The 14,624-nt window shown below is 63.6% G+C and carries 12 protein-coding genes; 9 read left to right on the plus strand and 3 right to left on the minus strand.

All coding sequences use genetic code 11. The features are described from left to right. The first annotated feature begins 51 nt into the window (after window positions 1-51). From ppk1 to CNE_RS39375, 4 genes are all read left to right on the plus strand, one after another. Entirely contained in the window at window positions 52-2,187 is a 2,136-nt protein-coding gene (gene ppk1, locus CNE_RS22880) for a polyphosphate kinase 1 (RefSeq protein WP_013952657.1), read from the plus strand. A 547-nt stretch (window positions 2,188-2,734) separates the two neighbouring features. Then, entirely contained in the window at window positions 2,735-3,985 is a 1,251-nt protein-coding gene (locus tag CNE_RS22885; RefSeq protein WP_013952658.1) for a hypothetical protein, read from the plus strand. Between the two features lie 383 nt (window positions 3,986-4,368). Further along, window positions 4,369-5,451 carry an IS630 family transposase gene (locus CNE_RS22890; protein WP_013952659.1) on the plus strand — a complete coding sequence of 361 codons (1,083 nt, stop codon included), beginning with the start codon at window positions 4,369-4,371 and terminating at the stop codon, window positions 5,449-5,451. A 12-nt stretch (window positions 5,452-5,463) separates the two neighbouring features. Then, window positions 5,464-5,763: a hypothetical protein gene (locus CNE_RS39375; protein WP_013952660.1), complete on the plus strand. Its 300-nt coding sequence runs from the start codon at window positions 5,464-5,466 to the stop codon at window positions 5,761-5,763. A gap of 6 nt (window positions 5,764-5,769) precedes the next feature. On the opposite strand, the gene CNE_RS22900 is transcribed toward CNE_RS39375, so the two are convergent. The 3 genes from CNE_RS22900 to CNE_RS22910 form a co-directional block, all read right to left on the minus strand. Continuing rightward, complete coding sequence (locus CNE_RS22900; protein WP_238553121.1) at window positions 5,770-6,315, minus strand: cysteine peptidase family C39 domain-containing protein; 546 nt, start codon at window positions 6,313-6,315, stop codon at window positions 5,770-5,772. 379 nt (window positions 6,316-6,694) lie between these two features. Further along, entirely contained in the window at window positions 6,695-7,603 is a 909-nt protein-coding gene (locus CNE_RS22905; protein WP_041228840.1) for a DMT family transporter, read from the minus strand. A 112-nt stretch (window positions 7,604-7,715) separates the two neighbouring features. Then, the gene (locus tag CNE_RS22910; RefSeq protein ID WP_013952663.1) at window positions 7,716-9,035 is read right to left on the minus strand and encodes an MFS transporter; all 1,320 of its coding nucleotides are present in this window, start codon (window positions 9,033-9,035) and stop codon (window positions 7,716-7,718) included. 177 nt (window positions 9,036-9,212) lie between these two features. Here CNE_RS22910 and cyoA point away from each other — a divergent pair, with 177 nt between their 5' ends. The 5 genes from cyoA to CNE_RS22935 all read left to right on the plus strand — a co-directional run bounded on the left by cyoA (window position 9,213) and on the right by CNE_RS22935 (window position 14,452). Further along, complete coding sequence (gene cyoA / locus CNE_RS22915) at window positions 9,213-10,250, plus strand: ubiquinol oxidase subunit II (protein WP_013952664.1); 1,038 nt, start codon at window positions 9,213-9,215, stop codon at window positions 10,248-10,250. Between the two features lie 81 nt (window positions 10,251-10,331). Next, window positions 10,332-12,335: a cytochrome o ubiquinol oxidase subunit I gene (cyoB, locus tag CNE_RS22920; protein ID WP_013952665.1), complete on the plus strand. Its 2,004-nt coding sequence runs from the start codon at window positions 10,332-10,334 to the stop codon at window positions 12,333-12,335. Then, window positions 12,328-12,984, plus strand: coding sequence for a cytochrome o ubiquinol oxidase subunit III (gene cyoC, locus CNE_RS22925; RefSeq protein WP_013952666.1), 657 nt, complete (start codon window positions 12,328-12,330; stop codon window positions 12,982-12,984). The genes cyoB and cyoC overlap by 8 nt, the downstream gene beginning before the upstream one ends. Beyond that, window positions 12,981-13,406, plus strand: coding sequence for a cytochrome o ubiquinol oxidase subunit IV (gene cyoD / locus CNE_RS22930; protein ID WP_013952667.1), 426 nt, complete (start codon window positions 12,981-12,983; stop codon window positions 13,404-13,406). The genes cyoC and cyoD overlap by 4 nt, the downstream gene beginning before the upstream one ends. Before the next feature lie 59 nt (window positions 13,407-13,465). Continuing rightward, window positions 13,466-14,452 carry a hypothetical protein gene (locus CNE_RS22935; protein WP_013952668.1) on the plus strand — a complete coding sequence of 329 codons (987 nt, stop codon included), beginning with the start codon at window positions 13,466-13,468 and terminating at the stop codon, window positions 14,450-14,452. Window positions 14,453-14,624: the final 172 nt, after the last annotated feature.

Raw genomic sequence — 14,624 nt, forward strand, 5'->3', positions numbered from 1 at the left:
TGATACGCCAGCTAGAATCTGGAAGGATTCCCCCGCACAGGCACTCACACCATGAAACCCGAATCCGATCCCATGCAAAATGCGTCGCCGACGGACGCGGGGGAGGAGCGCCTCGGCACCCCGGTCGATCCGGATGGCCTGCTGAATGGCAATGAGCTCTATATCAACCGTGAACTCAGCCAGCTGGAGTTCTTCGGGCGCGTGCTGCAGCAGGCCGCCGATCCCGCGGTGCCGCTGCTGGAGCGCCTGCGTTCCCTGTGTACCTTCAGCAGCAATCTGGATGAGTTCTACGAGATCCGCGTGGCCGGCCTGAAGGAGCAGTGCCTGCTTCAGTCACCGGTGGCCGGCCCGGACGGGCTGACGCCGCAGGCGGTCTATGCGAGGGTCAACCAACGGGTCCGGGAGCTGGTCGATCAGCAGTACCGCCTGTTCAATGACATGCTGATTCCGGCCATGGCCGAGCAGCAGATCCGCTTTTTGCGGCGGCCCTCGTGGAACCCTACGCAGGCGGAATGGATCCGGGAGTTCTTCTTCGCCGAACTGATGCCGGTCCTGACACCGATCGGGCTGGACCCGGCGCATCCGTTTCCACGGGTGCTTAACAAGAGCCTGAATTTCGCCGTCGAACTCGAGGGCAAGGATGCGTTCGGGCGCAACTCCGGCTATGCGATCGTGCAGGCGCCGCGAGCGCTGCCGCGGGTTATCGCTTTGCCACCGGATATCGCCGGATGCGAGCATGGCTTTGTTTTCCTTTCTTCCATCCTGCATGCCCACGTCGGCGAGCTGTTCAGTGGCATGACGGTGCGCGGCTGCTACCAGTTCCGCGTGACCCGCAACAGCGAGCTGTTCGTGGACGAGGAAGAGGTCAAGAACCTGCGCGAGGCGCTGCAAGGCGAACTGCCGCACCGTCATTATGGTGATGCGGTCCGGCTGGAGGTGGCTGATAACTGCACGCCGGCAATGACTGCGTTCCTGCAGCAGCAGTTCGGCCTGGCGGCAAGCGAGGTGTTCTCCGTCAACGGACCGGTCAACCTGGTTCGCCTGATGCAGGTGCCAGATCAGATGGACCGGCCGGAACTGAAGTACCTGCCTTTCCGGGCCGGCCTGCCGAAGGTGCTGCACGAGCATTCCGATATCTTCCGCGCCATTCGCGAGGGCGATATCCTGCTGCATCACCCGTTCCAGTCGTTCACACCGGTGGTGGACTTTGTCAGGCAGGCGGCACAGGACCCCGATGTGGTGGCAATCAGCCAGACGGTGTATCGGGCCGGGCACGACTCGGTCCTGCTCTCGGCACTCATCGAAGCCGCGCGCAACGGCAAGGAAGTCACCGTCGTGGTGGAACTGCTGGCCCGCTTCGATGAAGAGGCCAATATCGGTTGGGCAACGCAACTGGAGGAAGTCGGCGCGCATGTCATCTATGGGGTCGTCGGTTTCAAGGCGCACGCCAAGATGGTCATGGTATTGCGACGCGAGGGTGGGAAACTCCGGCGCTATGTGCATCTAGGCACCGGGAACTATCACCACCAGACCACGCGCACCTATACGGATTTTGGATTGCTCACATGCAATGAGTCGCTGACGCAGGATGTGGCGCAAGTGTTCAGCCAGCTGACCGGCCGTGGCCAGACCCATTGCATGACCCATATCTGGCAATCGCCCTTCACGATGAAGCAGGCATTGCTTGAGGCGATCCGGCGCGAAGCCGGGCACGCCAGGGCCGGGCGCAAGGGATGGATCATTGCCAAGATGAATGCATTGCTGGAGCCTGACCTGATCCAGGCGCTGTACGACGCCTCACGCGACGGTGTCCGTATCGACCTGATCATCCGGGGCGCCTGTGCGCTGCGCCCCGGCGTTGCCGGCTTGTCGGAGAACATTGCGGTGAAATCGGTCATGGGCCGGTTTCTCGAACACTCGCGCATCTTATATTTCCACGACGGCGGCGCGGAAAAGGTGATGCTGTCCAGCGGTGAATGGATGGAACGAAGCCTGTCCCGGCGGATCGAGATCTGCTTTCCCATCCTCGATGCCAGGTTGAAGGAACGCGTCATCGCGGAAGGGCTGAAGCCGTACCTGGCAGACCGGTGTGACGCCTGGCAGATGACGCCGGACGGTAGATACGAGCGTCAGGCCTCGCGTGACGGCGAGGCTGCGCAGAATATCCTGCTGTCGGCTTTGACGTGAGCCCTGCATAAGGCGCCGCATCATCCGCTCGTGAATGGCCGGTTGAATCCGCGGATCGAAGCAGGCCACCGCATATTGGATGTGGCCCATGACGTTTCATTTTCTATACATACTTTTTCCGATCGCTCTGGCGGCCTGTCTACTACTTCCTCGCTAAGCCGTTCAGCTCGCGCTAGCATTCCCCTTCAGTGGGGATTGACCGCATTTTTCGGCGCCCTGGATACCAGTTCCGCGGTGCCTGCCGGAACCTCCGGAAACGACTTTCCATGACCGGCAATGCCTTGTCCTGCAAGGCTTCACGGGAATCCCACAGCCTCGCGGCGACTGTTCCCCATGACCAGTGCCGTGCGCTCCGACATTATCCTGCGCGCCGGTGGCGCGGCGTATTTTCATCCGCGCCGCGGGATGCCATTCCGTATAACCGCGGCCTCGTCCATAGAGCCGATTTTCCATTCCAATTCCGCCAGCTAGATTGACCTCATCGTTGGCGCCGCCAAAGCCATCGAATTTTTACGTGCTCAAAAGGCCAAGGAAAGGGGGTCCATCCATGAAACGCATCCACATGAAGCTGGCGGCTTTGCCGCTCGCCTGTCTCGTCATCACGGTCGCAGGTTGCGGGGGAGGCGGGGGCGACTCGACCTCTACCACTGCCGCCACTACAGCACCAGGCACCGGAACGTCAACGTCAACGCCGACGTCACCCACGTCACCCACGTCGCCAACAACGCAGACCGCGGCCAGCAGCAGCGCCATGCTGTCGGGTACCACCGATCCCGGGCCCGAGATCGGTAAAGACGGGGACTTCTACCTGAATACCGTGACCTGGATGCTGTTCGGGCCCAAGGCAAACGGCGTGTGGCCGGCAGGGGTTTCGGTGGCGGGTACCGGCAATACCGGCACGGCCGGGAACACCATCCTGTCCGGCTCGGTCGATCCGACCGACAGCGTCGGCAACAATGGCGACTACTACATCAATACCTCCACCTCGACCCTGTTCGGGCCCAAGGCAAACGGCACGTGGCCACCGGGCGTCCCGATGGGTGGCGGCACCGGGTCGGGCACCGGCGGCGGCGTCGTCCTGACGGGCGCGGGGGCGCCAGCCAACAGTGTCGGCAACAATGGCGACTACTACCTCGACACCAACACCTGGACGCTGTACGGGCCCAAGGCCAATGACGTGTGGCCGGCAGGGGTCACGCTGGTCACCCAGCCGGGCGGCAGCGGCGGCACCGGCGGCACCGGCGGCGGCACTGCAGGCAATGGCGGTCACATCCTGTACGGCAGCGGTGCGCCGACCGACGACATCGGCGTCGATGGTGACTTCTATTTCGACACCACGACCTCGACGCTGTACGGTCCCAAGGCCGGCGGCAAGTGGCCGACGTCGGGCGCGACCGCGGGGACAGGCACCATCTACAACGGCAACTTCAACGTGCCAGCCACGCTAAGCCGCGGCCGCTATGCCATGACCGGCGCCGGCGGGGCGGTGCCGTTGCCGTCGGATTTCGGCGTCGTGATCCCCTACGATTGCGCCAAGGTCACGCTCACTGCCAGCACACTCGGCAAGGTGCAGGGAACGCTGGACATCTCGGTGTACAAGGTGACGGGGTCCGGCGCGTCAGTGAACCTTGCGCCCGTCAAGGATCTGAGCTGCAAAGTCACCAACGGCCTGCAGAACTGCAGTGAAGAGGTGCCGGCCGGTACCGTCAGCCACAACGACAAGCTGCAGGTACAGGTCGACAACAACCAGGCCACCGATTGGGGAGGACTCGCCGTCAACCTCGCCTGCGTCAAATAAGCCGGTTGGATGGAGGCGCGCGTCTGTCTCGGGGGAGGCAGACGCGCAACTGAGCGGCGGCAGGGCAAATTGTCCTGCCTCCTTTCATTTTTTCCGTGGTGCCTGGCATGGTGAACGACTGCGTGTAGCCCGCTCGGCTTGACCTGTTGCATGCTGGGACAGTGCGGATCGCGGAGGGCCCCGGCCGAGTTGATCGCTACGACGTGCGGTTTCCGCTCAACATGACCTATGGGTGGGGGATCTGGCCAAGCAGTTCGGGCAACACGTCGGCATCGCCGACGTCCTGATGCGTCATCAGAGCCGCGCCAGTCTGGCCGGACTCTGACTGGTACAACATCCCGTAAATAGCTTGAATAAATAATCGCCTCGGATATCATGGCGGGATGAGTCGAGGCCGCTATGCAACGCCAGTGAAGCTGGCGAAGAAAGAAAGACAGGAACTGTTATCGCTGATCGAGCGCGAGACGGCGCCGCAGCGAGATGTGATGCGCGCGCGAATCGCGTTGTGGGCCCACGAGGGCCACGCCAATACAGTCATTGCGCGGGAACTGGGTGTATCGGTGCAAACGGTCTGCCTGTGGCGCAAGCGTATTGCCCAACAAGGTGCCCAAGGCATTCGCGAGGGCGAGCGCAGCGGCCGTCCGCCGCGCATCACGCACGAGGCGCGACTACAGTTGATCGCGCTGGCATGTGAGACGCAGGAACCAGAGGGGCGGGTCACGCCCACGCTCGATGAGATTGTGGCGCGCGCCGTGGAGCGTGGCGTTGTCGAGCAGATCAGCCGCAGCCAGGTGCAGCGCATTTTGCAGGCCGGCGACGTGCGTCCGCACCGGGTCCAGCAATGGCTACATAGCCCAGACCCGGCCTTTCGCGAGAAGGTCAACGGCATTTGCAAGCTGTACCGCAAGGCGCCGCGAAACGCGGTGGTGCTCAGTATCGACGAGAAGACCGGCATTCAGGCCATCGAGCGTAAGCACCCAGGACGGGTACCCGCGCCGGGGCGACTGCGTCGGCGTGAGTTTGAATATATTCGTCACGGCACCCAGGCGTTGATTGCCGCGCTAGACGTGCATACCGGACAGGTGTTGGCAGACTGCCGCGACCGGCGCACCCAGGACGATCTGGTCGCCTTCATGGAGCGCGTGGCAAGCGCGTACCCGGGCAAACAGGTGCACGTCGTCTGGGACAACCTGAACACACATTGCGCCCAGGCCGTCTGGCAGGCGTTTAACGCGCGGCACGATGAGCGGTTTCACTTCCACTTCACGCCGTTGCACGCGAGTTGGGTCAATCAGATCGAACTCTGGTTTGCCCGCTACAGGTGCCGGGTACTGCGCCATGCGAGTCACACCAGCATCGCGCACCTGCGCGAGCGCACCGAGCAGTTTATCCGCGCGCACAATCAGGCGGCACGCCCGTTCAAATGGAGCTTCCGGGGCTATCCGCTGCAAACCGGCGCATCGTAATCGAGAATCGACATGCCAGCCTTACCCACCAAACATTACGCTGCCAAATTGCAGCAGCAACTGCGCAGCCTGCTCGGCCACGAGCAGATCATCACACAAGCCTACGGGCGTCACCTGCTGATCAAACGTCTGGACGACGAGGAGCCAACCGTGGTGGCTCGGCTGACCGAACTCGGCCGCAATCGTTATGGCGCCGCCTTTCGCAACCATAGCGGGCGTTGGGAACCGTTGCCAGGCGACGGCTCGCTCGACGAGATGGCCGAGGTGGTCGTCACGCTCCTGCACCTATATCTGCAGCCCGATAATTATTAAAGCCATTTACGGGATGTTGCACTTGCCACCAGCGCGGGCCACATCTTCAGCCGGCAGCCTGCCCCGCAGGCATAGTACCCTGAGGGTCGCGGCAAGCAGCCGCTCCCAACGGCGCCGCCATGATGGCCGTGTCGCGTCGACGGGCAACGGGCACGGCTGTGCCGGCTGCGTATCGGCTGAAACGCCCGCTTGCAGCGCGGGCTGCGCGAAGACGGCGTGCCCGCTGTACTGGGCCAGCAGTTCCTCGCGGCTGACTTCCTGCACCCCACCGCCCCAACCTGGCAGGGCGACGAGAAACCGGCCGTGCTCGCAGCGCTGCAGCAGTACGCACGGCCTGTTCTTGTCCAGCAACAGGATGGCCGGTATCGAGGTATCCGGGATATCGTCGAGCTCGCGTTCCGCCAGCCGGGTTGACAAGCCGGCGCGCGCCGCCGCGGCGCAGAGCAGCGGCAACGTCAGGGCCTGCCCGTCCAGCGGCAGCCCTTCCAGCAGGACCGCTGAAGGCACCGTCCGTTGCAAGGCCCGGTTCAGCAACAGCAGGCAGCCCAGCATTGGATCGTCCGCACCCGTGAGCCGGCTCATTGCGGCAGGAGGCTCCCGGCGGCCAGTCACGAAAGACAGGTCGGAAGTGCCGGGATGCACCGCGGGCGTTGTCCTGGGTTGCTGGGTGCGCCGTGGTGGCGCTGATTCAGCTTCGATGTCTTCTGCTGGCGCCTCGCATAGTGCAAGGTCAGCCGGCGCATGTCGCCCGCGCGGATTCCGTTCACCCATGATTCCCCCCGGCTTCAGTGGTGTGAGCTCTACTGCGAGGGTAGTGCACCAGGGAGCGCGAGCCCATCATGCAAACAGGCTAGTGCATCCGCGGCAAGACTGATTCAGGATTGAAACACCCGGGGCATGCCTGTTCCCTGGCGCGAACCGGCCGGCCCCCTCAACGCCGCTGCGCCAGCCAGATCCCCGCCGCGATCGCGGCCAGCCCCACTGCATGGTACCAGCGGGGCCAGTCGCCCAGCAGCAGTGTCGACAGCAGGGCGGCGAACACCGGTGTCAGGGTGATAAAGAACACCGGCAACTGAGCGCCCGCGCGGGCGATGGCGCGGTCCCAGGCAAAGTAGGCGAGCAGCGAAGGAATGGTCGCTACATAGAGCAGGATGGCCGCGACCTTGCCGTTCCATTGCAGGGGCTGGTCCAGCGTCATCAGCTCCCATGCTGTCACGGGCGCGCTTGCCAGTACGCCGGTGACGATCTGCGCGAACAGCAGCACGGGCAGGGGCACGGCGGGGCGCTGCTTGCGCAGCAGCCAGGTATAGCCGCTCCAGGCAATGGTGGCGGCCAGCATGAACAGGTCGCCGGCGACCAGGTCCAGCTGGGCGAGCCGGCCCAGCTCGCCGCGTACCAGGACGAAGGTCACGCCGACCATGCACAGCAGCGCTCCGGCGACATGCCATGGCTTCACCCGTTCGCCAAAACAGATCGCGCCGATCACGATCAGAAACAGCGGCGTGGATGCGCCGATCAGCGTCACGTTAATCGGTGTCGATGTAGTCAGCGCCAGGTACTGCAGGGCGTTATAGCTGGCGATCGAAAGCACGCCCAGCGCGGTGATGACGCCGGCGTGGCGGCGCAGTGCCGCGCGGTGCTCGATCACGCCACGCCAGGCAAAGGGTGCCAGCAGCAGCCCGGCCAGCACCCAGCGCACAGAGTTCAGGGTGATGGGTGGCACCGTGCCGGCGGCCAGGCGGCCGACGATGGCATTGCCGGCCCAGCTCAGGGGCGGGAAGGTAAGCAGGAACAGCGTGGTCCAGTCGATGCGTCCGGTGGTGTTGCTGCTTGCGTGCATGGGGATGGGGCGCTTGTAAAAAAGCGCATTATCCGCCATGCACGGCGCCGGGGCGCCTGGCGCCAAGATCCAGGGGGAATGTGTCATGGCCTTGCGCAGGCCATGACCGCAGTCATTGGTCAGGTGTCCCGAGCGCGCGGCTGATGCGCAACGCTCCCAGGGTGCCGATCACGCCAGACAGCAGGTAGAGGCTGACCGCCGCCAGGCCGAACAGCGATGACAAGCCCAGCGCCACCAGCGGCGCAAAGGCGGCGCCGAACAGCCAGCCGAAGTCCGTGGTCAGGGCGGCCCCGGTGTAGCGGAAACGGCGTTCGAAGTTTGACGTCACCACGCCCGCAGCCTGCCCGTACGACAGGCCCAGCAGGCCGAATCCGACCAGGATGAAGGTGTCCTGGCCGGTGGCGCCGCCACCGAGCAGCCACGGCGTTGCCAGGCTGAAGATACCGATCAGCACGGCCATGGCCGCCAGCGTGGTGCGCCGGCCGATGCGGTCCGCGATCCAGCCGGATAGCAGCGTGCCGATGAACGCGATGAAGCCGCCCACGATCTGCACGGCCAGCACGTCAGAGATGTCCTGTGTGCGGTGCAGGATCACCCAGGAGAGCGGGAACACCGTGACAAGGTGGAACAGCGCATAGCTGGCCAGCGCAGCAAAGGCCCCCAGGAAGATGTTGAAGCCTTGCGCGTTCACCATCTGCAAGGTGCTGATCGGCTCCAGCTCGTCTTCTTCGAGCAGCTGCGTGTACTCATGGGTCACCACCAGGCGCAGCCGTGCAAACAGCGCCACGACGTTGATGGCGAAGGCCACATAGAACGGATAGCGCCAGCCCCATTCGATGAATTCAGGCGGGGTCAGGCTGGCATGCAGGAACAGGTACAGCGAACTGGCGATGATAAAGCCGGTGGGCGCGCCGAGCTGGCCCACCATTGCATACCAGCCGCGCTTGTTCTCCGGCGTGTTGAGCGCCAGCAGCGACGGCAGCCCGTCCCACGACCCGCCGAACGCAATCCCCTGCAGGAAGCGGAACAGCGCCAGCAGGTAGATCGACGCGGCACCGATCGACGCGTACGACGGCAGGAACGCAATCCCCACCGTGGCCGTGCCGAGCAGGAACAGTGACGCCGTCAGCTTGATGCCCCGGCCCCAACGGCGCTGGATGCGCATGAACAGCGCAGTGCCGAACGGGCGCCCGATGAACGCAAACGAGAAGATCGTGAAACTGTAGAGCAGCCCGGCCAGCTCGCCCGCGAACGGAAAGTAGACCGCCGGGAAGACGAGCACGGAGGCGATGCCGTACACGAAGAAGTCGAAGTACTCCGAGGCGCGTCCGATCACCACCCCGGTGGCGATCTCGGCGGGCGCCACCTGGTGGTGGCCGGGCGCCGGAGGTGCAGTCGGCGATGCGCGATGCTGGTGGGTGAGGCTGGCCATCGTCAAGTCTCCTTCTGGCAGGAGTGCTTCGATACTGCACGTGGAGCCGACCCCATTCGGATGAAATTGGCTCTTAAGTCTCGCACTGACAAGAATAGCGCCTAAACTGCCATAGAAAAACGAAAGGTGGGTTCACCGGCAGTTTGCCGATATTCCTCAGACGCCACATCCGAGACTATGGGCCGCTTCGACGCTGTAGTGCCGCTAAGACGTGTGCTGGGAAGATTACTGCTTCGGTGTGCCGCCGCAGTCATGCTGGCGTGCCTGGCCGGCTGTAATGCAGTGCTGCTTGCGCCATCAGGAGACATGGCCGTGCGCCAGCGCGACCTGATCATCATCGCCACCTGCCTGATGTTGCTGATCATCGTTCCGGTGATCATCCTCACGCTGCTGTTTGCGTGGCGCTATCGGGAAAGCGCAACCGACGCGCCCTACAACCCCGACTGGGACCACTCCACGGTGCTTGAACTGGCGATCTGGGCCGCGCCGCTGCTGATCATCATCGCGCTGGGCGCCGTGACCTGGGTCAGCACCCACCAGCTCGATCCCTACCGCCCGCTGACGCGGGTCGAACCAGGCAGGCCGGTGCCGGCGGACGTGAAGCCGCTGACGGTGGAGGTGGTGGCGATGGACTGGAAGTGGCTGTTCCTGTATCCCGAGCAGGGCATCGCCACCGTCAACGAGCTGGCTGCACCAGTCGACCGGCCCATCGCTTTCCGCATCACCGCCACCTCGGTGATGAACGCATTCTTCGTCCCGTCGCTGGCCGGCATGGTCTACGCCATGCCCGGCATGGAAACCAAGCTGCATGCCGTGATCAACAAGTCCGGCGTGTATGAAGGCTTCTCCGCCAACTACAGCGGCGCGGGCTTCTCGCACATGCGTTTCAAGTTCCACGGGCTGTCGAGCGAGGACTTCGAGCGCTGGATCCAGCAGGTCAAGTCATCGGGCCAGGGGCTGTCCACGGACACCTACCTCAAGCTCGCGCAGCCCAGCGAGCGTGAAGCGGTGCAACGCTATGCCAGCGTGGCGCCAGGCCTCTACGACCTGATCCTGAACCGTTGCGTGGGCGGCGGGCCGTGCGTGGCAGACACCATGGCGCTTGACCGCAGCCGCGGAAAATTCGACCCGTCCGGCGCGGTCTGCACGGCGCGCAACACCCCGGCCACAGCACCGGTGTTCGCGCGCAATGACGGCCGGGTGCTACTGCAGTAAGGCGCGGATCCGGATCTTCCCTTGCGGTACTGGCCAGCCCCATCGGCCATGGTTGGTTAATTCAGGCCCCAGGTGACAAACATGCCCGAGCGCTCGGAACTCGCCAATTTGATCTTCGGCCGTCTTTCATGGGAGGCCGTCCCGCTGCATGAACCCATCCTGCTCGGCACCTTCCTCGTGGTGGTGCTCGGCGGGGGCGCATTGGTCGCAGCGCTTACCTACTACCGCCTCTGGGGCTACCTGTGGCGGGAATGGTTCACCAGCATCGACCACAAGAAGATCGGCATCATGTATGTGATCCTGGGCATCGTGATGCTGCTACGGGGCTTTGCCGATGCGGTCATGATGCGCATCCAGCAGGCCGTCGCGTTCGGCGACAACCTTGGCTACCTGCCGCCGCACCACTACGACCAGATCTTTACCGCGCACGGCGTGATCATGATCTTCTTCGTGGCCATGCCGCTGGTCACGGGGTTGATGAACTTCGTCATGCCGCTGCAGATCGGCGCCCGCGACGTGGCCTTCCCGTTCCTGAACAACTTCAGCTTCTGGATGACCACGGGCGGTGCCATCCTGGTCATGATGTCGCTGTTCGTGGGCGAGTTCGCGCGCACCGGCTGGCTGGCCTATCCGCCGTTGTCCGGCATCATCCACAGCCCTGACGTCGGCGTCGATTACTACATCTGGGCGCTGCAGGTGGCCGGGGTAGGGACCTTGCTATCCGGGATCAACCTGCTGGTGACCATCGTCAAGATGCGAGCGCCCGGCATGACGCTGATGCGCATGCCGATCTTCACCTGGACCGCGCTGTGCACCAACGTGCTGATCATCGCCGCGTTCCCGGTGCTGACCGCGGCGCTGGCGCTGCTTGCCCTGGACCGCTACGCCGGCACCAACTTCTTCACCACCGAGCAGGGCGGCAGCGCCATGATGTACGTGAACCTGATCTGGATATGGGGCCATCCGGAGGTGTACATCCTTGTGCTTCCCGTGTTCGGGGTGTTCTCGGAAGTGGTTGCCACGTTCTGCCGCAAGCGCCTGTTCGGGTATGCGTCGATGGTCTACGCCACGGTGGTGATCACCGTGCTGTCGTACCTGGTCTGGCTGCACCATTTCTTCACGATGGGATCGGGTGCCAGCGTCAATTCGTTCTTCGGCATCACCACCATGATCATCTCGATCCCGACCGGTGCCAAGATCTTCAACTGGCTGTTCACGATGTACCACGGCAAGATCCGCTTCGAGCCCCCGATGCTCTGGACCATCGGCTTCATGGTCACGTTCGTGATCGGCGGCATGACCGGCGTGCTGCTGGCGGTGCCGCCCGCTGACTTCTCCTTGCACAACAGCCTGTTCCTGATCGCGCATTTCCACAACGTGATCATCGGCGGCGTGCTGTTCGGCCTGATGGCAGGCATTACCTACTGGTTCCCGAAGGCATTTGGCTATCGCCTGGTCTCGTCCTGGGGCAAGGCATCGTTCTGGTTCTGGCTGGTCGGCTTCTACTTTGCGTTCATGCCGCTGTACTGGCTCGGGCTGCATGGGGTGACCCGGCGCATGAGCCATTTCGAGGATGCAACGTACCAGGTCTGGTTCCAACTGGCTGCGTTCGGCGCCTTGCTGATCGCCATCGGCATCGCCTGCTTCCTGGTCCAGCTGGTAGTCAGCTTCATCCACCGTGAGGAGCTTCGCGACCTGACCGGTGATCCGTGGAACGGCCGCACGCTCGAATGGTCGACCTCATCCCCGCCGCCGCAGTACAACTTTGCCTTTACGCCGGTAGTGCACGACACCGACGCCTGGTGGCACATGAAGCAGAATGGCTATGCGCGGCCGCAGCAGGGCTTTATTCCGATCCACATGCCGAAGAACACCGCGGCCGGCATCGTGCTCGCGGGGTTCTCCACGCTCTGCGGCTTCGCGTTGATCTGGCACATCTGGTGGCTCGCGGCGGCAGCGTTCGCGGCGACGATCATCGGCGCGATCATCCATACGTTCAACTACAAGCGCGACTATTACCTCCCGGCCGATCTGGTGATCCAGACCGAGGCGGCGCGCACACAACGGATGGCAGGCCATGGCTGACACGACCTTTCCCAACCATGTGAGTGGCACCGCCGCCGCGGACACGGCGCCGCCGGGCGGCTACCAGTTCTACCTGCCCGAAGACCATCACCCGCAGAACGGGACGCTGCTCGGGTTCTGGCTTTACCTGATGAGCGACTGCCTGATATTCGCGTGCCTGTTCGCCGCGTATGGCGTGCTGGGCCGGGAGTATGCGGGGGGACCGAGCGGGGTAGAGCTGTTCGAGCTGCCGCTGGTGGCGCTGAACACCTCGTTCCTGCTGCTGTCGTCGATCACCTACGGCTTTGCCATGCTGCAGATGCAGCAGAACCGCATCGCCGGCACCCAGATCTGGCTGGCCATCACGGGGGTCTTCGGCGCGGGGTTCCTGGCGGTCGAGCTTTATGAGTTCGCGCACCTGGTCCATGAGGGCGCAGGGCCGCAGCGCAGTGCGTTCCTGACCTCGTTCTTCGCGCTCGTCGGCACCCACGGGCTGCACGTGACGTGCGGCATCATCTGGCTGATCGTGCTGATGACCCAGGTGGCGCAGCACGGGCTGATTACGGCCAACAAGCGCAGGCTGATGTGCCTGTCGATGTTCTGGCACTTTCTCGACGTCGTCTGGATCGGCGTCTTTACCTTCGTCTACCTGATGGGAGCGTTGCCATGAGCGCGCACGACGAAACGCTGGACAGCCACGGACACAGCCATGGACATGACGAGGAAGTGGGGCCGCACGCCACGCTGGGCGGCTATCTGACGGGCTTCGTGCTGTCCGTCTTCCTGACCGCCATCCCGTTCTGGCTGGTGATGGGAAAGGTGTTCGACAAGTCGTCCACCACCGCCATCGTCATCCTGCTGATCGGCGCCGTGCAGATCGTGGTGCACATGATCTACTTCCTGCACATGAACGCCAGGTCGGAGGGCGGCTGGAACATGCTCTCGCTGATGTTCACGCTGGTGCTGGTGGTGATCACGCTGACGGGTTCGCTATGGGTGATGTTCCACCTGAACAGCAACATGATGCCGACCATGCAGCATGAGCGCACGACAGACGCCGGCACGGCGATCGTGCCGCCCAGGACCAAGTAGGGACGGGCCCGCGGCGGCGGGAATGGATTCCCGCCTCGTTCCCGTTCACGGGGCCTGGCATGCGCGCAACGCGCCTGGTCGCGACCCTGTGCCTGGCGCTGCTTTCCGTGTCGGCTTGCGCGCAGCGGCTGGCCGTGGAGGTCGAGAACTTCAGCACGCCAGGCCCTTGTGCGGAAGAAGACAATGTCTCGTTCGCTCTGTCCGCCGCCGCGGTTGCCAGGTTCCGGATCCAGGCATTGCATCCCCCCTACGTCAACGCCATCCGCATTGACAGCTCCGCGCCGGATTTCTCCGGGTGCAACTTCGGCAAGACGCCTCACCCGACTGATCCGCGCCATGTCTTCGTGCCGCGCACGGTCATCCTTCATGACGACAGGAACATTGCCATTGTCGGCATCACGTTCGCCAGCTTCTGGCGGCCACATCGGGTCCCGGTCACGGTAGCGGGCAGGGCCGATGCCGGCTTTCACCTGATCCAGGTGTTCCGGAAATCCGGCCGGACGCGTACCGAGGTCCTGGTGCTCTATCCCGCCGATGGCTACTGGCGGGCGAAACCGTTGCCGGCCCGCAATCTGGGTGTCAATGCATATGGCTCTTCGTTCTTGCTGGGGCCGGTAGAGCAGGAAGGGCGCCCGGTGGTCAACATCGTGCGGATAGAAATCGAGCCGCAACCCTTGGCCTTCAGGCTGCATTTCACGGAAGGAGGCCAGGCAACGGTCACGATCACTGAAATCAGCGACATCCGTACGGCGCTCGATGTCCGGTTCCTTCCGGCCCATGACGCCAAACGTCCGTTTGCGATGCTGCGTTCCATGTATGTTGCCGACGACAATGCAGACGCGAGCGAAGTCACCTGGACGACCGGGCCGGCTGGTGAGGCCATCAGGAAGCCAGTGATGGCCGTCACTTCAATGCAGGCGACCGCGGTGAGATTCGGCCGTACGGTCCGGTCGCGTCACAACACCAGTGCCCCCGATTTGATGTTCGACGCCTTCGAAGCGCCTCCGACGGAGGGCACGGCTCCGACGGGAAAGAGGCCGGACTGAGTCGATTCCGGCACCTCACGACAAGCCAATATATTCATGTCGACAATAAAAAATACGACTGCTATGATTGGCCACACGATAGCCTGAGCCGTAGAAATCGCTTGCCGCACAGTGGTGCGGGCTGGCAGCACTTTTCAGGCTGGGAAATAGTCGACAGAGAATGGGGACGACG

The sequence above is a fragment of the Cupriavidus necator N-1 genome (assembly GCF_000219215.1).
Classification (GTDB): domain Bacteria; phylum Pseudomonadota; class Gammaproteobacteria; order Burkholderiales; family Burkholderiaceae; genus Cupriavidus; species Cupriavidus necator.

Bases quoted from the DNA above. Each gene is read 5' to 3' on its own strand.
- ppk1 (WP_013952657.1), top strand. From the start codon at position 52: ATGAAACCCGAATCCGATCCCATGCAAAATGCGTCGCCGACGGACGCG.
- CNE_RS22885 (WP_013952658.1), top strand. From the start codon at position 2,735: ATGAAACGCATCCACATGAAGCTGGCGGCTTTGCCGCTCGCCTGTCTC.
- CNE_RS22890 (WP_013952659.1), top strand. From the start codon at position 4,369: ATGAGTCGAGGCCGCTATGCAACGCCAGTGAAGCTGGCGAAGAAAGAA.
- CNE_RS39375 (WP_013952660.1), top strand. From the start codon at position 5,464: ATGCCAGCCTTACCCACCAAACATTACGCTGCCAAATTGCAGCAGCAA.
- CNE_RS22900 (WP_238553121.1), bottom strand. From the start codon at position 6,315: ATGCTGGGCTGCCTGCTGTTGCTGAACCGGGCCTTGCAACGGACGGTG.
- CNE_RS22905 (WP_041228840.1), bottom strand. From the start codon at position 7,603: ATGCACGCAAGCAGCAACACCACCGGACGCATCGACTGGACCACGCTG.
- CNE_RS22910 (WP_013952663.1), bottom strand. From the start codon at position 9,035: ATGGCCAGCCTCACCCACCAGCATCGCGCATCGCCGACTGCACCTCCG.
- cyoA (WP_013952664.1), top strand. From the start codon at position 9,213: ATGGGCCGCTTCGACGCTGTAGTGCCGCTAAGACGTGTGCTGGGAAGA.
- cyoB (WP_013952665.1), top strand. From the start codon at position 10,332: ATGCCCGAGCGCTCGGAACTCGCCAATTTGATCTTCGGCCGTCTTTCA.
- cyoC (WP_013952666.1), top strand. From the start codon at position 12,328: ATGGCTGACACGACCTTTCCCAACCATGTGAGTGGCACCGCCGCCGCG.
- cyoD (WP_013952667.1), top strand. From the start codon at position 12,981: ATGAGCGCGCACGACGAAACGCTGGACAGCCACGGACACAGCCATGGA.
- CNE_RS22935 (WP_013952668.1), top strand. From the start codon at position 13,466: ATGCGCGCAACGCGCCTGGTCGCGACCCTGTGCCTGGCGCTGCTTTCC.